This is a genomic window from Bradyrhizobium genosp. SA-4 str. CB756 (genome assembly GCF_000473125.1).
In the GTDB taxonomy this organism is placed as follows: Bacteria; Pseudomonadota; Alphaproteobacteria; order Rhizobiales; family Xanthobacteraceae; genus Bradyrhizobium; species Bradyrhizobium arachidis.
This window is the reverse complement of record NZ_KI421499.1, coordinates 1,860,032-1,884,382: the sequence shown is the minus strand read 5'-3', so window position 1 is coordinate 1,884,382 and position 24,351 is coordinate 1,860,032. Positions and strand designations below refer to the sequence as shown.

Genomic DNA, 24,351 nt, shown 5'->3' with positions numbered 1-24,351 from the left:
CTATCGCCTGTGCGAGCTGGAGGGTCGCGGTTGGAGCTCAGCCTATACCTGAACGATTACGTCGCACCACGGCAGACATGACTTGTTTGATGCTAGTAGCGCCACGCAGCGACTACTGCGACCGGCAGCATTGCGGCTTCCTTGGCAGAGAGATTCGAGCGCACGCATAACCTCCTTCTCAATCAGACATCGGCCATCAGACAAAACTCCGTCACCGAGCCGACCGAGTCGTCGTCACGCTGTTTTGGGACTCCGCGAGGCCATCAATCCAGTCCGGCGAACACCTTGGCCAGGCATATCCCCAACGGCCGCGCGGGTGACCTGGCCGCCTGCGGGACCACCGCCCCGGCTCCATCTGAAAGCGGGACAGCGGAGCACGAGCACATATGATAACGCCCAATGCCGGTTTCGGACCCGATCTCTCGACTACCCGCAGGTTGTCTAGTGATCTAATATCCACGTAAACTAACCCGCATTATGTCAGTCCGCCCGCCTCGAGCAAAAGTTTCGCCGTTCCCGCTGGATCAATGATCATCAAATCATGTCCGCAGGCGATTTCGCGATAGGTCCATTCACTGCTTTTCTTCGCAAGCTCTCCGTGGAGCGGGTACCCCATTTGTGTCGTCGGCGGCTGAGTCACGACCACGTAGGTCTTTGGAAGGCCAGCGTGTCCGCCGTTCTTCAAGCTCACAGGCTCCAAAAAGTTGCGAAGAGGATGAGGCGTGAGCTGGCGATTGAGCCATGCTGCATCGGCCGGATCGAGAACCCCGACGACTTCAGGAGGGAATGGCGGAAGCCATTTCCCATCCTTCGACATGCTGCGAAATGCCGATCTTCGACGCTCGACGTCTTCGGCCGTTGAGCCCGGAAACTGCGATGCCAAATCATCGCCATCCGCTGGAACGGCAGCGTCGAGATAAACCAGGCGGTGAATCCTGTTCTTCACGCGCTCGGCAACCGCCGGCAGGAGCATTCCTGCGTAGGAGTGCCCCGCCAGCACGATATGATCCAACTCCTCGGCCTCGATCAACCTTACGACATCCTCAATGTGAGTTGCGAGACTTGGCACCGGCTCTCGAAGATGAGCGCGTTCACCCAACCCGGTCAAAGTCGGTGTGAATACGCGGGCGCCTGCACTTTCCAGCAACGGCCGCACGCGGCTCCAGCACCAACCGCCGTGCCATGCTCCGTGGACGAGGACGTAGGTAACATTGCTCTTCATCTCAGCTCACCCCTTTAAACGCGTTGAAATCAGAAAGTTTGACCGCTTTAGAGCTCATTTTGGCTGGTCTCGCCCAGTGCCCTGCGCGAGCAATCGTCATGGCAGAGTGGCGTACCTTCCGCGCTCACTTGCTCCTGAAGATCGCCATGCAGACTCGATCGCACGCTTTGACGCCAAGGCGTCTTCGGCGAACGCCTTCTCGGCCGCCGAACGCACTTTTGCATTTGAAAGGAAATCGATCGCAGTCATGGCCAAGGCTTTAGCACCTTCGAGTGCGGCCCTGTCTCCCCGCTCCGACTTCGCCCACGTGGCAAATTCCGGATCATGAAGCCGAACCGATCGCGGTGAGCATGATATCAATGCATGGAGCGTCGGCACGCGGTGGCTCACATTGCCTATATCCCCGCCTCCGACAGGCAGTTTGTGCACGGGCACAAAATCGTCACGACCAAGTTGTCGGGCATTCAGTTCGTATGCATCCGCGAGCGGTTCATTGATCTTGAAGCTCAGATAGTCCGCCTCGTTCCAATGACACTCAACTTCGCAACCCGCACTGACCGCGCCACCGGTCATGCAGGCCTCGACGCGAGCTTTGATGGTTCTCAGGCGTTCGGCATCGGGTGCGCGGACGAACACCCTCAATACGCTTCGATGAGGGATTACATTCGGAGCCCTACCGCCTTCGGTCAGAACAGCGCTCACCTGATCGCCGGCCGGCAAATGCTGCCGCAGCGCCGCCATGGCTTGGTAACTCCCGATCGCTGCATCAAGCGCATTCCGTCCATCGCTTGGGTTGATCGCCGGGTGGGCCGATCTGCCCTTGAACACGGCCTCCAGTTCACACAGGCAGGCAGCACGAAAAGCTTTGGCATTGATCCCAGCTGGGTGCACCATAAGAGCGGCTGAAACGCCTTCGAAGGCGCCATGCCTGGCCATGATCTCCTTGCCACATCCACGTTCCTCGGCCGGGGTTCCAAGCCAGCGGATTCGACCGGGGAGATCAGCGCCCAAGTCCCGAAGTGCCAAGGCAGCACCGAGACCAATAGTAGCAATTATGTTGTGTCCGCATGCATGGCCTACATCGGGCAAAGCATCGTACTCCGACAGGACCGCCACCGCGTGGTCCCCCTCGCCGAATTCGGCCGCGAGCGCGGTCGGCAGTCCGAACGCGCCTCGCTGCACGATCAGCCCTGCTTCCTCGGCGGCCGCAGCAACCATGGCGGAAGACTTCCACTCCTCGAATGCCAGCTCTGGCGTGGCATGGACGGAATGACTGAGTTCAATGAGGGTGACCATGCGCCTATCGATTGACTGACATATGGCGCGCTTCAGCTCGGTAATATCTCGGCGCTTTGCCATACCCATCTCGTCGATTTCCGCAGCAGGACAGCTCGAACGGGGCTACGTTAGCTGCGCGCGCACGATGCATGAAGCTCATGTTTTTCATCGAAATGATGCGATGAATAGATTGATGAGCTCCGTACCGATGGAATAGAACCGTGGGCGGCGCGCATATGGCCACTCGTCACCCATGTTGCGGCAGCCCGACCGACAGGGTAATAAGTTGCGAGACACAATGGGATAAGTCGATGTCCTCTCCTCAAAAGCGCGGCCTCGCTGTCCGCGAAAAGCTCCTCGATACTGCCGATGAACTCTTTTATCGCGAAGGCATTCGAGCCGTCGGCGTCGACACGATCGTGGAGAAATCAGGCGTCGCGAAGACCAGCCTGTACCGCTGGTTTCCGACAAAAGACGACTTGGTCGCGGCATTTCTTGATCGCCGCGATGCGCTCTTCTGGGAACAGTGGGACAAGATCGCCGAGCGGCATCCCGAGGATGCCGCGGCGGAGCTGCTCGCGCAGTTGCGGTGGATCAGCCATTATGTCGCTGGTCCGAAATACCGCGGCTGCCCGTTCCAGATTGCGGCCACTGAATTTCCGGATCTCGGTCATTCCAGTCGCGAGATCTGCATCCGCAACAAGCAGGAGTTGCGGCAGCGGATGCTCAACCTTCTCCGCCGAATCGAGGTCGAAGATCCCCACACCGTCGCCGATCAGCTCATGTTGCTCATTGAGGGTGCCTTCATCAACACGCTGCTAATGGCCAAGTCGAGTGCGGCGAAGCAACTTGTTAAGGCAGGTGCAAAGCTGATCGGCGCACCGGCTTGATTTTCAGCTCGCTCGAAGCACTCTGTTCCCAATCTCCAATCTGGAGAACCGATCGGCGAGAGCCGAGAGGAATTCAGCCGGCGGGAAGAGCTGAGCCGGAGTAGCCACTCCCCCCTTAGCAAGCTTCGTGGATAACAGGCGATGTACCGTCTCGCCGACGATCGGCGCGCTTATCGCGTATATGTCCCGTCCGGCTGCGACGGATCGACGACATACTTCCTCGCCGCTGGCCTGAACCTCGACCACGAATTCTTGTTCGCCAATCCCATATTGGTCCTGAGGCACCGCAAACGTCGACGCACTCATGACAGCCGTGGCATTCCTGATGCCGAGATGCCGTGGCGTCAGGACGACCTCGGGCGAGGGATAGCGATCAAGCACGGCGATATCGCCTATTGGCGCCGGGAAAACATGTCGGGAGAGCCGTGGCGCTTCTTCCGACTGGATCAGCCGGCCATTCTCGTAACGGTATTGCCGACCGCGCAGTCCTTGCGCCGCAAGCCCGGAACCTCGCGTCATCGCCCATGAACTGAGGAAATACGCGATCTCAACTGTCTGGGCCTGCGGCGATTGCGCCACGGTCGCAGACGCCAGCGCGTCCGGGAGCGCTCCAAAAAATCCGGCGGCTGGTACCACGTAACTGCCTGCAAGCGCGGCCGCCTTGTCCAGCTCCCGGCAGAGCAGCTCCACGACGGGCGGCTCCCCCGTCACATCGATATAATGCACACCTCCGTTGATCGCCGCACGCGCCAATAATGGCGCCGTGGCGCCGAACGGTCCCGCGCAATTCACGAGAACGGCCAGGCCGGCCACAAACCGAGTGAGTGCCGCCGCATCGGTTGCTTCAAACAGCTCAAGCTCGCAGCCGATTTCCGCCGCAACGGCTTCCGCATTTCGCTGCCGTGCCGCAAGCCGCATCTCCAGTCCTCGCGCTTTCAGCTCCCGCGCGACCAGTCGCGCGGTATGACCTCCCGCACCATAGATGCCAACCACCGGACCCCTGCTCATACGTCCCTCCTCGCTGCTGGACAGATCCATACAATATCGATACATACCTGTCCGTCTCCATGTCAACGGCCGAAAGTAATGAACCTTACGCTCTATACACATCCTCAATCTGGGCACGCTCATCGGGTCGAGCTTCTTCTGTCAATGCTTGGCCTGCCCTATGCACGAATTGACGTCGATCTGGCGAGCCGTGCAAACAGGACCGAGCGCTTTCTGAAGCTTAATCCCTACGGCGAAATCCCGGTCCTCCTGGACGCCGATCTCGTAATTGCGGAGTCGAATGCGATCCTGGTCCATCTTGCCCGCCGGGAGAACCGAACCGACTGGTTGCCGCTTGATCCGATCCGGCGTGCTCGTGTCGAGACCTGGCTCAGCCGCGCCGCCGGCCCGCTCGCCTATGGTATTGCGAGGGCGCGGGTCATTCGCCTCTTTGGCGGGAACGGCGACCTGGTCGAGGCACAGAGAGTGGGAAGAAGATTGCTGCGGGCGATGGATACCCATCTCGTCCAAGATCGATTCTTTGCTGGCCAGACGCCGACCATCTGCGACTTGGCGCTCTATAGCTATGCCGCGCTCGCTCCGGAAGCCGGTGTTGCCCTCGCGGACCTCGGTCGGGTTGGCGATTGGATCAGGAGGGTAGAAGATCTCCCAGGATTTGTTGCGCTCCGGCGAGTGAGCGATTCCGAATAGCGATAGCGGTGGATTCTGCCTGCGTAGCGATGCCGCCCTCGCCTCGCCCAACAACTAAACGCATCTCTATTCTTGCTATGATGAACGCATCCGATACATCACTGCCGCGAGAGGGGCGATAATGATCCTAGATAAGCAGATCAGAGTGGGGAGAAAGTCGAGCCGCATTAAACTCGAATCCCGCCATATGCGTCTGGTGGTGGCGATAGCCCGTCAAAACAGCGTTACCCGGGCCGCGAGGGAACTGCATCTCTCCCAATCTGCCGTAAGTCACCAACTACTAAATCTCGAGCGAGATCTCAACATCGCGCTCTTCCATCGCATAGGGAAGACAATGATTGCTACGCCTGCAGGCAAGCGCTTGCAAGCATATGCGGACCGGGTCCTGTCGGAATTAGCAGCCGCTGAAGACGCTGTTCGGAGCGAACATGAACAAGGTCGGGTACCGCTGCGCTTGACCGCCGGGTGTTGCACTCATTACCCCTGGCTTGCTACGGCAGTTAGCCGCTTCACCACCACTCACCGGCGCATCGATGCTAGAATCATCTTCGATGAGACCCGAAACGAGCTTTCGGCCCTTCAAGCCCATCACGTCGACATGATCATCACAACGCGCCCTCCCTCGGATCGAGCGTTTGCCCGTTTTGAACTTTTTGTCGACGGTATGGTTGCCGTCGTGGGATCAGAACATTCTCTCAGCCGCCGGAACGGCTCCCGGTCTCTGCGCTGGACCGAATTGTCGGACAGTACAATTCTGATCTACGACATTCCAGATCACGATGAACTTCGCCTCCGGGACGCCGTTCAAAAGGATCGGAACGGCCAGCTCCGCTCGAAACCTTTGAACATTTGGCGGGTCCAGCTGACCGAGGCAATCATTGAACTGGCCGCTGCAGGACAAGGTGTGGGGGTTGTGGGCTCGCGCTATATGCGGAAGTACCAGGGAGACCCGAGATTGTGCTTCATTCCACTCGCGCCGGGCGGCCGCCGAGCTTACTGGGCGGTTTGGCACAAGAGCAATCCGCGCCATTTGCCACTCCTGGATCTTGCCAAGGAGATCCATGAAGCCTGGAACGAGTCATCGTCGGAGGCACGAAAGGCCGCATTCCAGGACTCGAGAGCTTCTACTGGAGCTTTCATAGAGGGACAGATCTAACCATCTTGATCAAGGCAATGTCGCCCGACTTATTGCGGCGCTCGCTGATGCAGCAGCTTCAAGGTATTGTCTTCCTCAGGTCCAATCTGCAAGGACGACACCACTCTTCCGACGCACACGTAAAAGCTTGCGCTGAGCACTAACTCGACCAGCTCTGCCTCGGAAAACCTCCTCTGCAACGCTTCGACGGTCTCAGGCCTACCTCCTGGTCCGTTTGCCATTTCTTCCGCAAGCTGAAGGACCTCGCGCTCCACGTCCGAGAATTCATTGGAGTTGCGCCAGTCCGTCAAGGCATCGAGGCGGGCTTCCGAAACACCGGCAACGCGGGCCATCACCTTGTGAACCCCGACTTCATACTCGTTATTGGTTATTTGTGCGACTCTGATGATCATGAGCTCACGTAATACCCGACTGACCTTGGCCTTCGTCCTCAGGGGCCAGGCAAAATCCGTCCATGCTTTAAGCATCTCGGGAGCGTGACCTAACGCTCGGTAAAGCCGCGGAATAGGAATTCCAGCTGCAAGCACACGCGCGAATATCTCGGATGTTCCGGGCAAGTTAGTATTGTCACTTAATTCTGGAAGCACTGGCATGCGCTGATCCTTCCTGTGGCGTCAAGCTGCGATTGCTTTGACGGAAGCTCTCTGTAAGAAGTCGACTAGAAGTGGATTCACGAGATGAGGAGCCTCGTACTGCGGAAGGTGTCCTGTCCTCAGAAGATGGCTTTCAGCATGCGGCATCAGATCCGACATTCGCGTGTATCGTTCCGCATCGAAAGTGGTTGGATCCTGATCGCCCCAGATAACGAGTGTGGGCACCTTATGAGCAGCAACCCGTGCCATCGTTGCCGAATCGTCCTGCACGGGCATGTGCCTCAGCCCGGACAGAACGGATCGTTTGTATCCCTTGATCTTGAGTTCTTCCGCTGTTCTCCCGAGCAGCTCAGTGGTGATTTTCTGGTCGGACGAATACGCCCGCAGACGTTGCGTGATTGCCTGGGCTCCGAATAGTTCGAAAAGGTAGTCGCCGACGCCTGGGACAAGCATCAGTTCGGTAAGCGGACCAGTGGCCGTCCCTAGCCCGTCTGGCGTAAGCAAGCTCATCGAGGCAACCGATTGCGGTTTCAGCTCGGCGTAGTGTATCGCAGACAGAGCACTCATCGCGATCCCCACCAGGTGCACGGGACGATTCAGGCTGAGCCGATCAAGAATCTGATCGATCTGATCCGTGAAGAATGCGGGGGTCTGCGGATCGTAAGGCCGATCGGAGAAACCACGACCGAAGAAGTCGAACCGGAGCACACGAAATCCGGCCGCGACGAGCGGCTGGATCGTTCGGTCCCAGAACCACATTCCGATTGTGGCACCGCCTAGCAGCGCCACGGTCTGCCCCTCCTCCGGTCCAGTGAGGTCGTAGTGCACGAGACCGCGCTCCAGCTCGATGAACTTTCCGGGCGCCCTCGCGCGAACTGTTTCATCAAGCTCGAGCTCTTCAGTTTCCCGAAGCTCGCGCAGCTCCGTCAAGGCCTTGGCGAAGAGTGCCACTACATTTCTAGTACGCTGATCCGTCATGCCACTCATATTCAAGCCTTTCCGCTGGAAGGTTCACTTCCGACGTGATGGTAACATCGCAATCTGAATTAAAAAATCGCATGTTAGTCATCCAATCATGACGCTGATGAATGAGCCGGCTGGCAGTCGGCGTACTTTCATCTGCCACTTTTGAGCAACGAGGGCTCCATGGGCAGCGAAAGCAAAACGCCATCTCTGTGCCTCAAGAGCTGCCAATCACATGTCCAGGTCCGACCGGAAGACGCTCGCCGCAGCGCGGAGCGAGCTCTCACGGGCTTGATGGTCCTTGCACGTTGGACGCACCCCGCCGGCGGATTGGAGCGGCTATCGTCAGCGATACAAAGTCGCAGAACATCGTAGCCCGACGCAAGTACCGTGCGCTCGCGGAAGCGGACGAGCGCCGCCGCTTTTACCCACCCCAAACCTACGATTTCTGATTCAATTTTCCTCTTGAGACAGTCCGTAAGGCCACCCTGGACAACATAGTCTCGCGCGGTAGCGATGAGGAACACGGCAGAACGCAGCGGGCTTACCTCGGCGTCCGCAATCGGGCGAGTTGACTACGTCCCCCGGCCCTTAAATGCGATACAGGACAGTCCTCTTACTGATATCGCTCCGTATCTAGCCGAGATGGTCTCAATGCCATCGTGGACCAGCAAGAGAAATGAGGGTTTCGCTGGGCCAGCCGCTGATTTCCATTCAATGGATTGTTCGGTCTGCGAGGTAATGGAAACGCTTGATCCAACCGGCAGCTGCAATCAGCAGACCAGTTTTGTGGAAGCCGCTAGCTATATAGATGGCCAATACATTCCGCGGTCCATATTGATCAACCTTGTTTCTGACGCAGCATCGACGCGACGAGGTGTCGCGCACTAGCCTTGTTCCATGGCCCTTCATCGTCTCTCGCGACAGACGAACTGGTGTGCCGCCCTAGCGCAACATCCGCATCCTCCTTACGTGGGCGCCCCTGTCTTCGTCTCGGAGCAAACTATTCCGAACTCTTACCGAAACGCTCTACTGGAACGTGAACGTTAATTGCTTGCATCAGGCCGGTTTGAGACCGTCGGGTTTAGCGCGTTGGCAAAGTGTTGACCGATCCAGTTCAACGCCAGCGCGGCGAATTGGTCCGGTACTTCCCGATGCGGGAAATGGCCGACGTCAGGCAAGAGGACGCGCTGATATGGGCCGCAAAATCCGCGTTGCTCCAAATGTGAGTGCAGCGCTGTAAAATCGGTTGCGCCGAAGATTGAAAGAGTGGGTGTCCTGATCAGACCCGCAGGGACCTTGTTTGCCCGGACGGCATGCCAAAGGCTACGATAGTAGCCGAGCGCATTCTTGATCCCGTTCGGGGCAGAAAGCGTCGCCTTGACCGATTGGATATGTTCATCGTCCTTCAGATTTGGCGACCAAATCCTCCAAATGTAATCAACCATGGGCAGCCCCGGCATCGCTGTGGCCCATTCCGCTGTGTCCAGCTGAAAGAACCAGAAGTGAAACGACCGGTGCACGAATTCCGGATCTCTGACGCTGTCCGAAAGTGTGTAAGGGTGAGCGGTGTTCATCAAGACCGCCGCAGAGATATTGGCAGTGCCCGTCGACAACGCTGCTTGTAATGCAACACCGCCCCAATCCATTGCAACGACAGCGACCGGTACTCCGGGAGACAGTTCCGCGATCATAGCGCTTACGTCCGTGCCCAGAACTTCCGGGTCGTATCGGCCATCCTTCGCCTCCGAGCTGGGCGCATATCCACGCATGTAAGGAGCCACGGCCCGATATCCAGCGGCTGCAAAATGATCGAGCTGACGTAGCCAGGTGCGGGCGTTGTCTGGAAAGCCATGCAGGAAAAGTACGAGCGGACCGGTCCCGCGCTCAAGATACCGGAATCTTACTCCGTTGGCCGTGAGCTCGCGCTCGGCAACACCTCCAGGCACGTCCATCAGCGCTATTTCGCCGCTCATAATAGCGATCCTCTCTCGTCCTTCCGATGCTGAGCTGTCCGATGCCAGTAGTCTGATCTGAGCCGGACAGCGGATTCGCATTCTGCGAAATTGTTATCTCGTTCTAACTTACGTCGCTCTAATCGAATGTCAGAACAACTTTTCCAAGGTGGCCACCCCTGCGGAGCGACGCCATCGCTTCTCGATGATCTCGAACCGAGTAACAACCACCAACTATTGGGTGGATCTGTTCGAGCTCAAATAGTCTCGTCAGACGCTCGAAGCTTTCTCTGCTTCCTGCTGTAGCCACGAAGAATTTCGCGGCCCGTCGAATGGCCTCAAACATGTCGAATGAGATCATTTTTTCTGACGCATATCCGACCAAATGAACAGTCGCTCCCACCGCCGCGGCTAACAGACAATGGGCTACCGTCTCACCGCCAGCAACATTGACAATCACGTTAGCTCCTTCGCCACCTGTCAGCCTCAAAACCTCGCCAGGCCAGAGCTCCTGGTTTTGCGAAACCACGACGTCCGTAGCGCCGATTCGCAGAAGATCCCTGTGGTGACGATCAGTTCGAACGACAGAAATAGGCCGCGCGCCAGCGGCGCGAGCAAGCTGAATTGCCGCGATCGAGACCCCACCGGTTCCCTGCACCAAGACGTTATCGCCAGGCTGAATTGCTCCATTAACGAACATCGACTGCCAGGCAGTAACCGCAGAAACCGGCATTGTTGCAGCCTCCTCGAAGGAGAGGTGCTGTGGCGCGAGAACGAAATCCTCCTCCGAGGCACACATCAGTTCGCGCATCACACCATCGCTCGGCCCTCCAAGCCGCCGTGCTGCGAACTCACGTCGTAAGGCACCATGTTTCCAATCTGGCAGATACACTGCGCAAACTCGGTCGCCCACGCGGAAGCGTCGAACGGATCGACCAATCGCGACAACCTCCCCTGCACCATCTGAAACAGGAACCAGCGGAGGCTTTACAGCAATGTGATAGCTACCGTCGGCGATTGCTAAATCTCGATAGTTCAGAGCTACCGCCTTCATCGCAACGACAATGTCGTGATCCCTTGGCCGGGGATCGGGCCAGTCTGTCTCGGTGAGAGCGTCGATTCTGATAGCGTCGACGTATGCGTAACCTTTCATGATCCTTGCTCGAGTTAGTCCGCAACGCGGCCCGCTCCGTACTCAACTTGCGAAAAACGACGACGAGTTGGTCTCAAATTCCTTCAGCGCCTTCCGGAAAGTGCCCCTGGTGTACTCAAACGGCCACGGTCCGAGGCTAACTCTGGTTGCGCCTGCGGAGGCCAACTCCGCGATCGACGGGCCATTCGGCATCAGCATGACATTTAAGGGAAGCTTTAATGATCGGCTGAGCTTCTCAATCAAAGGAAGCTTGGTTAATCCCGGAACGAAGAAACCATTCGCGCCGGCTGCCCCGTAACGCTCGGCTCGCCGCATCGCTTCCTCAATGAGTTCGTCGGTCTGCGCCTTTGCAATGAGAAGACCGTCGAAACGAGCGTTAATAAAAAGAGGAATACCACGTGATGCCGCAGCGACTCGCGACCGCTCAATCTTCTCACAGTGCCGGTCGATGTCGACCAAAATACGTTTGCCTTGAGAAAGCCCGTCTTCAAGATTGATGCCAACGGCGCCAGCATCGACAACCCGACTCACATTTTCTTCAACCTGCTGCGGTGCATCCCCAAACCCAGCTTCGAAGTCGACCGTCAGCGGAATCGACGTCGCTGACGCAATCTTTTCAACTGCGTTCAGTAACGAGGCCAGCGGTAGCTTCTCTCCGTCTTTGTAGCCCAGAGACTCCGCGACCGAGTAGCTACTTGTTGCAATAGCCTTATGGCCGGCCGATTGACATTCGAGCGCTGACCAGACATCCCAAACGTTTACCAACTGGAAGGGCTTGCTTTTGTGCAACTGTGCGAACTGAGTTGCCAACAGCTGATTATCGTTCTTCGTCATATGCCACACCTTCGTATCGCTACTCCTCTGTATCTTTCGGCAAGACCGCCCAAGTGTCAATTGCGAAATTGGCCGGGAAGCGACGCGCAGGGCCAGAGTTAATGCTATTGGCGCCTGATGGGGTCTGTTGCGCTTCTTCTACCGATTAGTACAAGCACGCACGAACCAATCTGGAGTGGGGACAGAGATGAGTGTTGTTGACCAATGATGGGCTCTCTGCATCTCGACAAGGCATAATGCGTGCCGGGGATCCCTGCGCTCAGCGACAATGGCCATGGCGAAGCGGCCACCGACCGCATGCCAACCGGGATACGAAAACGCCGCCTCGGAAGCCCGAGTGGCGAATGTTTTTGGAGCATCTAAACCTGGCTCTGACTTTCTTCTGAACGGAGCCAGGAATTAGAATGCCCTTCGGGGCATTACCTAGGAAAACTCACTGGCTTCACCGCCGCCATCGCTTGACGAACCGCATGAGCTTCAAGCCAGCATTTGGTTCGACGGGGGACACTTACTGCCCCCCGGTCGGCAGGCGGTTAGTTTGATATTGTTGGCCGCATAGATCTTCAAACAGTGAGCACAACCTTGCCAGCCGAGCGGCGATGCGACACCTGCTCGAGCGCCTCGATCGCCCGCTCAAACGGAAACGTCGCGGATACCGAGATGTTGAGAGCTCCGCGCTCAATTAGCTCCGTCAGAGACTCTAAGTCCGAGCGATCCGGTTCGACGAGATACCAAGATGATCTCACTCCGAGCTTATCTGCCTCCTGCCTCAATTGTGGCGCCCAGGCGGACTGGGCGCTAATCAATAATCCTCCCTTCCGTACGGTTTTCAACATCTCGAGGCAAACTTCACCACCCACCAACTCAAGTACAACGTCTGCATCGTTCACAACGTTAGGCACAGGTCCTGCGTTGTAATCGAGCACGACATCGGCCCCCAATTCGCGCACGAAGTCGTGCTTGCCAGCGCTCGCAACCGCGACGACATACGCTCCCCTCGCCTTGGCGATTTGGATAGCCAAATGCCCGACACCGCCCGCCGCTCCGTTGATCAGCAGCTTCGTGCTAGGCCCCACTTGTCCGATGTCCACTAACATTTGCCAAGCTGACAATCCCGCGAGAGGAACTGCCGCGGCTGCTTCGAAACTCAAACCCTTTGGCTTTCGCGCGAGATGACGCGCAGGTGCAACGATGTATTCGGCATAAGTGCTAGCTGCACGTGGAAACCACGGCATGCCGTAGACTTCGTCTCCAACGCTGAAACGCGTCGTTCCATAGCCGACTTGCTCTACGACACCTGCGACATCCCAACCTGGGATGTATGGTAGGCTTAGCGCCCTCATATATGCCTTCCCCTGAACGGTAAATATGTCGACCGGGTTTACGCTAGCAGCCTTAACGCGAACCAGAACTTCGGTCGGCAGCGGCACCGGTCGGTCAACCTCCGTCAGCCGCAATCGGTCTAAGCCACCCCATTCGGTTTGCTGAAACGCGCGCATCCCACTTCTACTAGACAACGTTAAGCCCTTTCCTTCGACTGCTTGACATAGCTACGTACAGGTCTGTATCGTTGTCAAGCGCATCAACAGGAGAAAATGTATGCTCGCAATCCTAAAAGACGCTCCAAGTGCGTCAACGCTAAGCTCGAACGAGCTAACCGAAACCGCAATGAAGGAAATCGTCTTTGAGCTCGCTCGCGTGAAAAGCCGCCAGGACGTAGAGGCGGCCTTGGCGATCTATCACCCTGATGGGGTGCTGCTTGCACCACCCATGAATGCTCGTTCTGAGGGCTCGGCTCAACTTCGGAAGGGGTTAGAACGCTTTTTTCAACTCGCGCCAGACTACGCTGTTCAACTTGATGGGCTCTCGGCTGATGGGGACACTCTGTGCGGTTGGGGAAAAATCGCTTTCACGCCGGCCTTTACGTTCCGAGGCGACAAACCGAACGGGTCTCGCATCGAAACACCGGCCTTCATTCTGTTCCGATTCAGGGACTGCAAGATCATCTGGGAATCCTTCCATTTTGATCTAGCGGACGTCGCCCGCCAAGCCGGCGTGCCAGCCGAAGCATATCACCGTACATAACGCTTGGCGCTTTCGGCGGATGGCAACCGTGTGGCTGGTACGCCATCCGCCAGACTCCTTGGAGGAGCACACCTTGGCGACTAAGAGCTTGGCGTAAGGCGGCTGAGCGCAGGCTCAGCGAATCGCGCAGGCTTCGCTTCGGTGCTACGGAATTGAGGATGCGATCCTTCCTCCATTCAGGCGATGCGACCAGCCTCTTCACTACAGAAGTCGCTGATTACGTCGCTTTGAATCAGGCCTTTGCTGAAAGGCCAATCGTCCGAAAGCCTCCCCATTAACGTTCCCGGCACTAAGAGGAAATCGCATGGAAGCGCGTTTGAATCCGTTTGAAGAGTCACCTGACGCAATGAAAGCCTTGATGTCGCTAGAATCGTACGTCTCCGAGTGCGGGCTGGAACATTCGCTCATCGAGCTAATAAAAATCCGAGCGTCGCAGATCAATGCCTGCAGCTTTTGCGTCCACATGCATACCCGGGACGCTCGAGCGGCGGGGGAGACTGAAGAGCGGATTTACCTGCTTTCAGCCTGGCACGAGTCCCCGCTCTATACCGCTCGTGAGCGTGCTGCCCTGGCCTGGACCGACTCGCTTACGTTACTGGTCAGGACCCACGCACCCGATCGAGACTACGAGCCCCTGAAAGAGCACTTCACGCCCGACGAGATGGTGAAGTTGAGCCTGCTGATCGGCACGATCAATACGTGGAACCGTATGATGAGCGGTTTTCGTACGATCCATCCTATCGGAGCAAACCAGCGACGAGAATGACTTGCGCAAGGTGGTAGCACCTTTCATCCTCCTTCGCCCGCTCCGTGCGCGACCAAGTTTAGAGGAAACCGAAGAAGCGATAGCAGTTGAGAGAGAGCGGGTTGTTTTATGTTTTCGGCCTTGTTGTTCGCTTATTTGCTTAGCAATTTTTATCGGGCATTCCTTGCCGTCATTGCGAGTGAACTCGCGCGGAACCTGTCAATCAATGTCAACGGAGTTGCCAGCCTACAGGCCTCGTTCCTTCTCGCATTCGCCTTCGCTCAGCTTCCTGTGGGGGTTGCATTGGATCTGTACGGGCCGCGCAACACGCTTATCGTGGGGCTATGCGGTGCCGTTATGGGTGGCGTACTGCTTGGTACCGCTATCCATTTTATTCAGGCGCTTGTGGCGATGTCATTGCTGGGAGCGGGCTTTGCGCCTGTCTTGATGACTGGCTTCTACATGATTGCGCGAAACTATCCGCCAGAGCGTTTTGCCCCCATGTCGTCGCTGCTGTTTGGCTTGGGTAGCCTAGGTGATCCGATTAGCGGCATACCTCTAACGTTGGCAAAAGATGCGTTCGGGTGGAGACCGACAATGCTGATGATGGCTGTCATTACGGCGGGAAGTCTCGCGTGGGTTGCAGCCGTGGTTCGGAATCCGCCGCGTGTCGAAGCGCCAGGAGGTTTGATCTCTGCGCTCGTGAGGGCGAGGCAGATTGTCGGGATTCGTTCGCTATGGCCGATCCTACCCCTTGCTTTCGTTAGCTATGCTGTAGTCGCTGCCACACGAGGTCTATGGATCGCTCCCTATCTTACGCAGGTTCACGGGTTTGACCCTGATGCCGTCGGCTTAAGCGCGACGGCAATGGGCGTCTCGATTGCAGCTGGAGGATTAATCTTCGCTCCATTAAACCGGTTATGCTGCAATGCAAAGTATACTGTTGCGACAGCGGTCGCTTCGACGGTGGTCGCTTGGTTGGTACTCGGCGTAAACGGTAGCGGCTCTGGCGCGCTTGCGCTCGGGCTTTTGCTCTTTGCTGCCTGCTTCGGTGCCAGCTTCGCCATCGTCTTGGCGCATGCAGCCTCTTTCATGCCCGCTCATCTGCTCGGGCAAGGAGTTACGATGATGAACCTTGTCTTTTTCGGCGGAGCTGGATTGGGACAGTGGCTCTCAGGACACTACGTGAGGGCCGCCCAGCTTGCAGGCGTCGCGCCTGCGGATCTCTACGGGCGGCTCTTCACAGCTTTCGGGACCGCTTTGGCGGTCGCTCTCTGTTGCTATCTGTTTGCTCCACGGGAGCTAGAGTGATGTCGCAGGTCGTGTGAGTTCTTGTGAGTGTGCGGCAGAGTCGGCCCTCATAAACTCGGTGAAGGAACTGGGACGAGCGTGACCCTTGTTCAGGCAGGCTGAACCAAGTGAAGGAGCACTTCGTGGCTACACTATCTAAAGCTGCCGACGTTCTCGTTGTTGGCGCTGGTCCCACCGGATTGGCGCTGGCTGCTTCACTAAAACAATCGGGCATCTCTGTCTTAATTGCAGATCAGCACGCGCAAGGCGCAAATACTTCACGCGCTGCGGTTGTTCACGCCCGGACGTTGGAGGTTCTTGAGCCTCTCGGGATAAGCGAGGCCATGGTTGAACAAGGTGTCGTCGTTCCGAGATTTCGCATTCGCGACCGTGACCGTATTCTTCTTGATATCGATTTCTCATTGCTGGATACGCGGTACCCCTACACGCTAATGTGCCCGCAAGACCGCACAGAGAATGTCCTTTTAAATTGCTTTGAGTCTCTCGGCGGCATTGTTTCAAGACCGTTCACACTTCAACACTTCACGTGCGATCGGGATGGGGTCACTGCGTTCTTTTCAGGAAATGATCATCAGCATTCGGTCCGTGCAAAATGGATAGTGGGATGCGACGGCTCACACAGTACGGTGCGCACTCGGAGCAATATAGCATTTCTTGGCGGAAATTATTCGGCCGACTTTATCCTCGCTGACGTAAGCATGCGTTGGCCATTTAATCGCGACGAAGTCGATCTCTTTTTTGCGCCAACTGGCTTGATAGTTGTTGCTCCGCTTCCGCTCGGACGATTTCGCGTGGTTGCAACAGTTAACAGTGCTCCCGAACAACTCGATATCCCATTCGTTCAAGCCATACTGAGCCAACGAGGGCCTAGTCGTGACATTCCTAAGCTAGAAGATATGATTTGGAGTTCGCGATTTCGAATCCAGCATCGTGTTGCTGAAAAGATGCGGCACGGTCGAATTTTGTTGTGCGGTGACGCCGCCCATGTCCACAGCCCGGCGGGCGGACAGGGAATGAATACTGGCATTCAGGACGCCATCAGCTTGGCTTCACCACTTGCGGCAGCCGTCAATGGCGACGATTCGCAGCTCGAAAAATGGTCCAAGGACCGTCATAATATCGCAAAGAACGTTGTTTCTGCGACGCATCGAATTACGCGGGCCGCGACTGTTCGTTCACGGACTGGCCGGGTCGCGCGCAATACCTTACTCGGCATTCTCGGTAAGTTTCCGAGCTTCACAGGCAGGTTAGCGCGACAGCTTGCTGAACTTGATAACTAACCACAAATGACTGCGCATTCCGTTCGGATGATGCAGAGCGCGCTTTGCATGTTTGGGAGACCTCCCGGGAAAGACACTTAAGAAGAGGCGCCGCAGAGTGAAGCGCCGCTGAATTTGTCGTTTGACGTACAACTCCTTCACGACTTTGATGAAAACGCCGGCTGCGTCGGCAGCATCCGCCTTAGAACGCGACGCGAACGCGGAAATGCGAGTTTCAACGCGCCGCGATTGCCCCGAAAGCTTGGACGCGAATGGCTCTTCTCTTTCATGCCATCCAGCTTAAATGGCACGCCAATCCCAAAACGGTCGTTGCGCCGGCAATATCGGTCGCGGCCTTGGTGTTCAAAGTGAAACACGAGGGCGCGATTTTCTGCTGGAAGATATCCTCCGCGCAACCTTTACGTTCGCTGCAACACGGTCGTCCCGAACTATTTCGGCATAAATCGCCACGACCAAGGAGAAAGGCGGCCTTTCTTCGCACCGATTTTCTACATATTCTCTAACCCCAACCTCCACAGGGCGGATGAGGCTGCATTTTGCTCCTCATTGGACCTGCCGCCGAAGCGAAGCTGGTGTCGAAATTTTCCGAGCGCGCTGCGAATGAGCTCAGGGTCTATCACAGATTAGAGATGCCGAAACCGTTCGAGAAATCCGGCGACAGCCGCTTCAAAGCTTATAACGAGCATGCCAAGACATACACTCTCCAGACTTCATGTCGCAACTTTAGTAATAGTTGCCAGCGTCTCTGGCGGGCGGCGCCGCTCCAAGTGCTGCGGCCCCACTTGGTTGGGATCGCGCCCTCGGTAGTCTTCTCCACCGGGGCGGAACGCTTCCGCCATGCTCTGTGTCTGCCACGACGCAATTAACTGGTAGAGCTTTTCGTCCAGTTCGCCTCTCTTCTGATCATCCATGATTTACCTGTCGGTTTGCTCTTTCGCGGTCACATAAGCCAAAGCATCGCCAAATCCATCGAAACTTCCCATGATGGATACAGCGGTCACACCAGCAACCCTGGCACTGACATCAAGCCCTTGGAACAGCATCTTGGTAGCCAGTTGCTGGACCGCGCGGAGATTGAGGTAATTGACACAGTTGCGTATCGCAGTGCTTGCAACAGGCAGGCTGGTGTTGACTCGTTCAGCTCCGCCTCGCGACCGCAGAGCATTGGGCGCGCCGCGAGTTCATAACCACTGGCGAGTTGGTGAGGCCGCAATGGCCAGAAACTAGATCGTCTTTTGACATGCCGACCCCATGATGCTACGGATCTGTACACTTACGCAATACAGATCTGTAGCTGTCAAGGGGTAACGATGGGCACGTCGGCCCGAAGACCTTCGTGATCTATAGGTGCGAACTGCCGTCAGTCGCGACGCCGGCAGCAGGTAGTGCGCGTCTATCGCTATAACTTGAAGGATTGTCGCTTGATGAGTGCGAATGCTCGCGGTCGGCCGCGCAAGTACGTTCCCGACGTTGCGACCGGCGCAATTCTCGAGACATTTTGGAAGAACGGTTACGAGGGCACCACGCTTGACGACCTCAGCGCCGCAACCGGGATGAATCGGCCGAGCATATACCGTGCCTTCGGAAACAAGGAGCAGCTTTACGGCGTTGCACTGCGCCATTACAGGCAGCTATTCGCAGACGCCGTAGCGGCTCGCTTTCTGGCAGAGCGTGAATTGTCTTTAGCTTTGGCAAACGGCTTTGACGCAGCGATCGAGTTCTTTTCAACCGGAAGCCACGGAGCAAGAGGCTGCTTTGAGCTTGCGACAGGGCTCGATATCTCGGAACGGTATCTGGCTGTCCGCCAAGCACTTTCACAAGGAGCTGAATGGCGGCTCAGTTGCGCACGCCTTGTGCTGCGGCGCGCGGGCGAAGCGCCTAACCTGCAGGATCGACTGGACTTCGAAAGCCGTGCTTTGCTGTTGAGGTCAACGCTGGAGTCGCTCGCGATCCACGCGCGCCTTGGAGGCGCTCCGGATCTGCTGCAAAAGCTTGCAGAAGCGGGCGCGCGCGCGATTTGCGACCAAACCTAGCCCCTCTTCGCCCTTGAAGATGGCCTTGCGTACTTTGTGAGCGCTTTCGTTGTTCCGTCCAGGGCCTGGGCAGGACCACCCTTGCCCAGCACCTGGCTGTTCGCAAATGCGCCTTCGATGAGAAGCACTGGGCCGTCCGCCAACAGGTTGGGCTCCTTCAGCCCTGCTGATTTCGGCAGCTGCACGCTACGCTTGCGCAGCTCGCTTTTGTTGTCCTCGCAGACTTTTCTGGCCGGATGGTCCGAATCGGGAAACTCGGCCGTGAAGTACAGGAAAGGACACCCGCGAAACCTAGGCCCCTCGGACATAGTATGACAGTCATTCGATGTGAGCGACCAATTCAACGTCTGGCTGGCCGAAATAGCGGGCCGAAACCTTGTCCCATTATCGGAAGAATTCGCCGTTCTCATCGCCGAGGATCGCCGCGATGAGTTCATCCTTGCTCGGAAACCAGCGATACAGGCTGGTTTTGGCGATGCGGGAGACTTCGACGACCATATCGACACCGACTGTATGAATGCCATCCCGGTAAAAAAGATCCTTGGCGGTGGCAAATACGCGATCACGGGCCGGGGATATTCGTAGCACTCTCTTCGATATGGCGGATTCGGCTTCCATGTCCCCTCACCAAGGCTACGCGCGCGATGCTACTCGATAAACCTGACCGGCGCTCCGATTTCGATTTCGCCGGGACTTATTGGATGGCCATAAACCCCAGCACAAGGCCTGGCGCCAACGCCCCGGACTTCGAGCCGATTATACTTCACGAGTGCACGAAGGATGTCGACGTTTGCCGACAGCCCCCGATGCTCGAGCGTCGGAACTGCGCAGCGGGGTGTCGGCGTGATTATCCGCACGGATAATTCGTCTCCGAACCGCAGTGTGCGGCCGGTCCAGGTGTTCTCGATGAAGCCGCCTCCCCCGTCCGGACAGTCGACAATTATGTTTGCGCGAAAGCGGGCGGCGTCCGTCAGATCGACCGTGCCAGTTGACGACAGGGTTGCGAGCGTATTGGTCGTGATGATGTGCAGTGGGCCGAAGTCAAAGAACGTTCCTTCCGGCGCGGCCCTCGCAATCAGCTGCTGTTCTATCGACACCTCAGCGGTTTTGTCGATCAACGACGTCGGATCTAGCCGATCCAGCTTCATCGCCTTTGGGGCTTGACTGTTATAGGCCACGGCGCGCTTCAGCTCGCGTGAAAGCGATTCATTCGCCGCATCGCTCGGCAAATGGTGCATCTCTCCCCGAGGCGTCGTGACTTCCAGTGACATCTCGTTTTCGTGAACCAGACGCGCAGAGTGCAGCAGTAACTCCCGCCACATGGCCGGATGCTTTGCACTTGCCACCTTGCCAGTTTCTTGATCGATCACCGCAAACACGCGATCGCCATGTAGCCCGCGTTCCGTGACTGAACACCGTTGTATACGTTCGCCTGACATCGACTTAACAGGGAATCGCGCAATCCCAATGACCCGGGCACCATTCAATGACAATCTATGTCTCCGCGATTGACTCTTCCGATTCTTAACGCTACCGTTCTGTATCGTTAAGATCAAGTGCTTCCCGGAGGCGCAATGGCAACTGCACTAGCAACGAAAACCGAATTCGAGCGCGCCACCGCGGCGCGATGGTTCGAAAGATTTAAGGACTTTGGTCAATCACCAAGCGTCGACGGCTTTATGGGTTTGCTCAATTCAGACGTCGTTATGGTCGATAGTGGCCTCACTTTGTCCTATTCGGGCAGCAAGGTCGACGAGTCGATCAGGAAGTTGCTTTCTGCGATCCCGGATCTCCAAATCAAGCCCATCAGGCACCGCACTCGCGGGAATTCAATATTCGTGGAGACCGAGAATTCCGGCACGCACAGCGGCGAGAAGTTGTCTTGGAGCGCGTGTTACGCTGTTTCCCTCACGGGACTCAATGCGTCGCGCTTCAGAATTTACTCGGACCACGCGGTTATGCTTCGGCCGTTCCTCCAAGATGCGCCACCTTTTCCCGGTTACGCGGAAGAGTGGGATCAAAGCGTTGTAGATACAGAGGCTGACCCGCCTGGCCGCTGGGAGCCCAGTAAGTTTGTGGACGCCTACCAAGCCGTATGGCGCAATCCCAGTCCGATGGGTTTCACCAACTTCTACACGCCGGCGGGCACGATCCTCAATCCGGGGATGCCTCGCCCGATCGTTAAGGCAGAAATCCCTGGCTACTATGCTTGGCTCATGCGGCGCGTTCCACACGTCCATATGGCGCTTCTGGACTGGGCTGGCGATCGCGACTTAGTCTATGCCGAATGGATCGGCGCAGGTCTGCAGGGCGAGTTGCCGTTTACGGTACGCGTCGTTGACGTGTTCCACTTTGATGACCGTGGTGTTCATTTCGGGCAGGCCTATTACGACACGCTCAAGACGATCTTGCGGCTCAAGCCGGGCGAAGCGCGGCACCGCGAACCTTTCTTCATCGCTTCCCAGTAATACGCGGACGCGCTCCTCTCAGCGATCCGACACCTGGACCCAAGCCCCCATGCGCTTGGGTCCTTTTTTATGCGGCTTACGCCAAGTGTTTGACGAAGGTTGATGGGCCTCCTGAACTCATTGACCGCGCATAATTCGGTTCTGGCCGCTATCATTCAATGCAATTGGGTGGACCGGCGGTGTCGCAGCCCAGGGAATGGTCAACCCAATTTTGTGCCGACCTTTGAAGACTTCGCGAGGCCCTGTACCTGCGTTAGTCGGCCGACGCCGGGGGTCTGTTCGTGCGCGGTTCTAATGTACTCGATCAGATTGCGCAGATGCGTCGGGAGCAATCGTCGCGATGGATATAGGGCATAGAGAGTGCGCGACACCGGCTTCAGCCGCCCAACCTTTATGACCTGCCCGATCGTCCCGCGATTTCGAGCGGAAGAAAGCCGAAGCCAAGACCACGACTTACCGCTTCGGCTGCGAGCTCGAGCTCGTCGATCCGGTGTACAACATTGCGCAGAGCCGCATATCGATCAGCTTTTTCCGCTTTCTCAGGCCCCCCGCGCTCATGAGCTGCTGGAGAGCCGGGAGGGAAGGGAAAGCTGGTGCTTTCCATCGAGGAGTGACGAGTTGCTCAACGCCAGCCGACGACGAATGTCAGCACGTATTCGACCAGCGGCTGATTTCGCACGCCTCGGCCAAGGAGCCGAAAAGGACAGCGTGGAAGCGCATCGCGGGCCGATGTCGGTCACCTCGGCCGTACGATAGGAAAAACTGTGCTTCAACACGAGTACGCACCTTGAAGTGGGGTGATTGATCACGGCGGACTAACTTCGAGGACGGAAGGCTCGCATGGCGTTTCGACGAGGGCCCGAATCTCGCAAGTGACAGCGCCTACGGCGTGTCGAAGAGATCCCTCAACGAGCTCCAGAGCCTTAGGTTGGGAACCTTGGTGAACTTCAGGCTTAGAAGTTCGCGCTCGTAATGGCTAACAACGCCTTACCTGCCGCTCTAGGACCACCTGCCGTCAATGAATTGGAGGCTGCATTTCCCAAGCTTATGACATGAGGTACACGACTGTAAGCTCTACGCCTCTGGCATTTCCGGGCCCGGCAGCGCGGCCTTCCACTTCGATCGCCCAGGACTTTCGCCACGAACTCTCACTTCACGCGCGCGGCTGTCATTCTGCCGAAGACGCGCGACGCGGGTCACTTGGGACCTGCATAGCCCGCTGTCGCTCAAATCGCCGCCTACCCCATTGCGAAAGCATTGCGACTATTGGCCGAAGGCTTTCGCCTTCTTCGCTAAGTCTGTATTCCACGCGCGGCGGCACCTCGGCATAAACCGTCCTGATGACCAGTCCTGCCTCCTCCAATTCGCGCAATTGCTTCGTAAGCAGTCGCTGGGTCACACCATTCACGCGCCGATGCAGCTCATTGAAGCGCAGGCAACGCGCGTCCAGCAGGTGAAAGAGAACCACTCCCTTCCAACGACCGTCAAGCAGATCGAGCGTAATCTCCACGGGGCAGCCTGGAACGTCACTATAATGTTTGCGCTTCATCTCGATAGTTCCCTTTTGGGAAGCTAGTACGCCAAATGGCCGTATTTCGCACGCGTACAGTTATGGCCATTTGCTCGATATTCCAGCACCTCAAAAGGACTCTCGATGCAAGCAATTAAATTTCGGCGTGGCCATGTCCCATTGGATATTGAATGCTTCAGGCTCGTCACCGAAAATGCTCCCCGACCGGGGGCTCTCGATCTCCTCGTCTCGGTGCGAGCGGTTTCCGTCAATCCCGTCGATACTAAGGTCCGAGCCGGCCGAGTATTCTTGGGCGAGAAGGCGGATACACTGGGTTGGGACGCCGCCGGCGTCGTTGTGGATGTCGGATCCGGCGTGAAACTCTTTCGGCCCGGTGACGAAGTCTTCTATTCGGGCGATTTCGCCAGGCCCGGGGCGAATGCGGAGCTTCACACTGTCGATGAGCGCCTAGTAGGGCATAAGCCGGTCAAGCTCTCCTTCGCCGAGGCAGCTGCGATGCCCCTGACCTCGGTGACGGCTTGGGAGTTGCTGTTTGACGCGCTTCGCGTGGCACCGGGCAAACACTGCGACCGTGGTTCGATATTGATCCTCGGAGGAGCAGGCGGCGTCGGTTCGATGCTGATTCAGTTGGCACGACGGCTGACCGCCCTGAATGTCATCGCCAGCGCTTCTCGACCTGAATCCCGAGATTGGTGCCGATCTCTCGGCGCACATCATGTGATCGATCATTCCCGGTCGATCGTTGATGAACTTGCCGCTCTTGGCAACCCGACCATTGCTCATGTCGCCGCGCTAAATCAGACTGACCTGCACTGGACCGAGATCGCCGCCATCATATCACCACGCGGCAAGGTCGGCGTCATCACCGATCATGACGTTCTTGACGCGACGCCATTGCGGCTCAAAAGTGCGTCCCTGCACTGGGAGAATGTCGTTACCGGCCCATTCTTCGGCGGCCCCCACATCGTCTCTCACCATAGGATCCTCGAGGAGATCTCGGCGCTCGTGGACGATGGCGTCCTTCGCTCCACGATGACCAAAAACCTCGGTTTGCAAACGCCTAGCAGCCTCGTTGAGGCGCATAGGTTGGTTGAGTCCGGCCGCATGATAGGCAAGGTCGTTCTGACCGAACTGCGGACCGAGAAGCTCTAGATTC

General features: G+C 57.1%; 24 protein-coding genes. 10 read left to right on the top strand and 14 right to left on the bottom strand.

Annotated elements, in window-relative coordinates; translation table 11 throughout:
* Positions 1–475: 475 nt before the first annotated feature.
* Together BRAGE_RS0109340 and BRAGE_RS52565 are read right to left on the bottom strand one after the other, a co-directional pair.
* The gene (locus BRAGE_RS0109340; protein WP_027559894.1) at positions 476–1,222 is read right to left on the bottom strand and encodes an alpha/beta hydrolase; all 747 of its coding nucleotides are present in this window, start codon (positions 1,220–1,222) and stop codon (positions 476–478) included.
* Positions 1,223–1,318: 96 nt separating this feature from the next.
* The gene (locus tag BRAGE_RS52565) at positions 1,319–2,518 is read right to left on the bottom strand and encodes a M20 family metallopeptidase (RefSeq protein ID WP_231164074.1); all 1,200 of its coding nucleotides are present in this window, start codon (positions 2,516–2,518) and stop codon (positions 1,319–1,321) included.
* A gap of 293 nt (positions 2,519–2,811) precedes the next feature.
* Here BRAGE_RS52565 and BRAGE_RS0109325 point away from each other — a divergent pair, with 293 nt between their 5' ends.
* Complete coding sequence (locus BRAGE_RS0109325; protein ID WP_027559897.1) at positions 2,812–3,390, top strand: TetR/AcrR family transcriptional regulator; 579 nt, start codon at positions 2,812–2,814, stop codon at positions 3,388–3,390.
* Between the two features lie 3 nt (positions 3,391–3,393).
* On the opposite strand, the gene BRAGE_RS0109320 is transcribed toward BRAGE_RS0109325, so the two are convergent.
* Positions 3,394–4,398, bottom strand: coding sequence for a saccharopine dehydrogenase NADP-binding domain-containing protein (locus tag BRAGE_RS0109320; protein ID WP_159073931.1), 1,005 nt, complete (start codon positions 4,396–4,398; stop codon positions 3,394–3,396).
* A gap of 78 nt (positions 4,399–4,476) precedes the next feature.
* On the opposite strand from BRAGE_RS0109320, the gene BRAGE_RS0109315 reads away from it, so the two are divergent.
* Together BRAGE_RS0109315 and BRAGE_RS0109310 are read left to right on the top strand one after the other, a co-directional pair.
* Positions 4,477–5,088, top strand: coding sequence for a glutathione S-transferase family protein (locus BRAGE_RS0109315; protein ID WP_027559899.1), 612 nt, complete (start codon positions 4,477–4,479; stop codon positions 5,086–5,088).
* 121 nt (positions 5,089–5,209) lie between these two features.
* Positions 5,210–6,244: a LysR family transcriptional regulator gene (locus BRAGE_RS0109310; protein ID WP_027559900.1), complete on the top strand. Its 1,035-nt coding sequence runs from the start codon at positions 5,210–5,212 to the stop codon at positions 6,242–6,244.
* Positions 6,245–6,273: 29 nt separating this feature from the next.
* Here BRAGE_RS0109310 and BRAGE_RS0109305 read toward each other — a convergent pair whose 3' ends face one another.
* The 6 genes from BRAGE_RS0109305 to BRAGE_RS0109280 form a co-directional block, all read right to left on the bottom strand.
* The gene (locus BRAGE_RS0109305; RefSeq protein WP_084334422.1) at positions 6,274–6,837 is read right to left on the bottom strand and encodes a carboxymuconolactone decarboxylase family protein; all 564 of its coding nucleotides are present in this window, start codon (positions 6,835–6,837) and stop codon (positions 6,274–6,276) included.
* Positions 6,838–6,858: 21 nt separating this feature from the next.
* Positions 6,859–7,788, bottom strand: coding sequence for an alpha/beta fold hydrolase (locus tag BRAGE_RS51590; RefSeq protein WP_159073932.1), 930 nt, complete (start codon positions 7,786–7,788; stop codon positions 6,859–6,861).
* 1,058 nt (positions 7,789–8,846) lie between these two features.
* Positions 8,847–9,776, bottom strand: a complete 930-nt coding sequence (locus BRAGE_RS48105; RefSeq protein WP_063617184.1) for an alpha/beta fold hydrolase — start codon at positions 9,774–9,776, stop codon at positions 8,847–8,849.
* 118 nt (positions 9,777–9,894) lie between these two features.
* The gene (locus tag BRAGE_RS0109290) at positions 9,895–10,908 is read right to left on the bottom strand and encodes a zinc-dependent alcohol dehydrogenase family protein (protein ID WP_027559902.1); all 1,014 of its coding nucleotides are present in this window, start codon (positions 10,906–10,908) and stop codon (positions 9,895–9,897) included.
* Between the two features lie 42 nt (positions 10,909–10,950).
* Positions 10,951–11,742, bottom strand: coding sequence for an isocitrate lyase/PEP mutase family protein (locus BRAGE_RS0109285; RefSeq protein WP_027559903.1), 792 nt, complete (start codon positions 11,740–11,742; stop codon positions 10,951–10,953).
* A 563-nt stretch (positions 11,743–12,305) separates the two neighbouring features.
* The gene (locus BRAGE_RS0109280) at positions 12,306–13,241 is read right to left on the bottom strand and encodes an NADP-dependent oxidoreductase (RefSeq protein ID WP_027559904.1); all 936 of its coding nucleotides are present in this window, start codon (positions 13,239–13,241) and stop codon (positions 12,306–12,308) included.
* A 169-nt stretch (positions 13,242–13,410) separates the two neighbouring features.
* On the opposite strand from BRAGE_RS0109280, the gene BRAGE_RS0109275 reads away from it, so the two are divergent.
* The 4 genes from BRAGE_RS0109275 (at position 13,411) to BRAGE_RS52560 (ending at position 17,163) form a co-directional block, all read left to right on the top strand.
* Positions 13,411–13,827, top strand: coding sequence for a nuclear transport factor 2 family protein (locus BRAGE_RS0109275; RefSeq protein ID WP_027559905.1), 417 nt, complete (start codon positions 13,411–13,413; stop codon positions 13,825–13,827).
* 304 nt (positions 13,828–14,131) lie between these two features.
* Positions 14,132–14,593, top strand: coding sequence for a carboxymuconolactone decarboxylase family protein (locus tag BRAGE_RS0109270; protein ID WP_027559906.1), 462 nt, complete (start codon positions 14,132–14,134; stop codon positions 14,591–14,593).
* Positions 14,594–14,701: 108 nt separating this feature from the next.
* On the top strand, positions 14,702–15,883 hold the full coding sequence (locus BRAGE_RS48100) for an MFS transporter (RefSeq protein ID WP_051377752.1): 1,182 nt from the start codon (positions 14,702–14,704) through the stop codon (positions 15,881–15,883).
* 122 nt (positions 15,884–16,005) lie between these two features.
* A complete protein-coding gene (locus tag BRAGE_RS52560; protein ID WP_084334480.1) occupies positions 16,006–17,163 on the top strand; it encodes an FAD-dependent monooxygenase in 1,158 nt (385 codons plus the stop codon).
* Positions 17,164–17,873: 710 nt separating this feature from the next.
* Here the strand turns inward: BRAGE_RS52560 and BRAGE_RS54345 are convergent.
* Both BRAGE_RS54345 and BRAGE_RS57560 read right to left on the bottom strand, forming a co-directional pair.
* Positions 17,874–18,074, bottom strand: a complete 201-nt coding sequence (locus tag BRAGE_RS54345; protein ID WP_028146227.1) for a hypothetical protein — start codon at positions 18,072–18,074, stop codon at positions 17,874–17,876.
* Positions 18,075–18,077: 3 nt separating this feature from the next.
* The gene (locus BRAGE_RS57560; RefSeq protein ID WP_283808058.1) at positions 18,078–18,206 is read right to left on the bottom strand and encodes a hypothetical protein; all 129 of its coding nucleotides are present in this window, start codon (positions 18,204–18,206) and stop codon (positions 18,078–18,080) included.
* Between the two features lie 381 nt (positions 18,207–18,587).
* Between BRAGE_RS57560 and BRAGE_RS48095 the strand changes: the two genes are divergently transcribed.
* A complete protein-coding gene (locus tag BRAGE_RS48095; RefSeq protein WP_051377751.1) occupies positions 18,588–19,196 on the top strand; it encodes a TetR/AcrR family transcriptional regulator in 609 nt (202 codons plus the stop codon).
* 384 nt (positions 19,197–19,580) lie between these two features.
* On the opposite strand, the gene BRAGE_RS52555 is transcribed toward BRAGE_RS48095, so the two are convergent.
* Both BRAGE_RS52555 and BRAGE_RS0109240 read right to left on the bottom strand, forming a co-directional pair.
* Positions 19,581–19,814: a TetR/AcrR family transcriptional regulator gene (locus BRAGE_RS52555; RefSeq protein ID WP_084334424.1), complete on the bottom strand. Its 234-nt coding sequence runs from the start codon at positions 19,812–19,814 to the stop codon at positions 19,581–19,583.
* Positions 19,815–19,843: 29 nt separating this feature from the next.
* On the bottom strand, positions 19,844–20,683 hold the full coding sequence (locus tag BRAGE_RS0109240) for an MOSC domain-containing protein (protein ID WP_283808081.1): 840 nt from the start codon (positions 20,681–20,683) through the stop codon (positions 19,844–19,846).
* A gap of 87 nt (positions 20,684–20,770) precedes the next feature.
* Here BRAGE_RS0109240 and BRAGE_RS0109235 point away from each other — a divergent pair, with 87 nt between their 5' ends.
* Positions 20,771–21,664 (top strand): nuclear transport factor 2 family protein, encoded by an 894-nt coding sequence (locus BRAGE_RS0109235; protein WP_027559908.1) that lies wholly within the window; start codon positions 20,771–20,773, stop codon positions 21,662–21,664.
* A gap of 1,168 nt (positions 21,665–22,832) precedes the next feature.
* On the opposite strand, the gene BRAGE_RS52550 is transcribed toward BRAGE_RS0109235, so the two are convergent.
* Entirely contained in the window at positions 22,833–23,213 is a 381-nt protein-coding gene (locus BRAGE_RS52550) for a winged helix-turn-helix transcriptional regulator (RefSeq protein WP_084334426.1), read from the bottom strand.
* A gap of 105 nt (positions 23,214–23,318) precedes the next feature.
* Between BRAGE_RS52550 and BRAGE_RS0109225 the strand changes: the two genes are divergently transcribed.
* A complete protein-coding gene (locus BRAGE_RS0109225; RefSeq protein WP_027559910.1) occupies positions 23,319–24,347 on the top strand; it encodes a zinc-binding alcohol dehydrogenase family protein in 1,029 nt (342 codons plus the stop codon).
* Positions 24,348–24,351 lie beyond the last annotated feature (4 nt).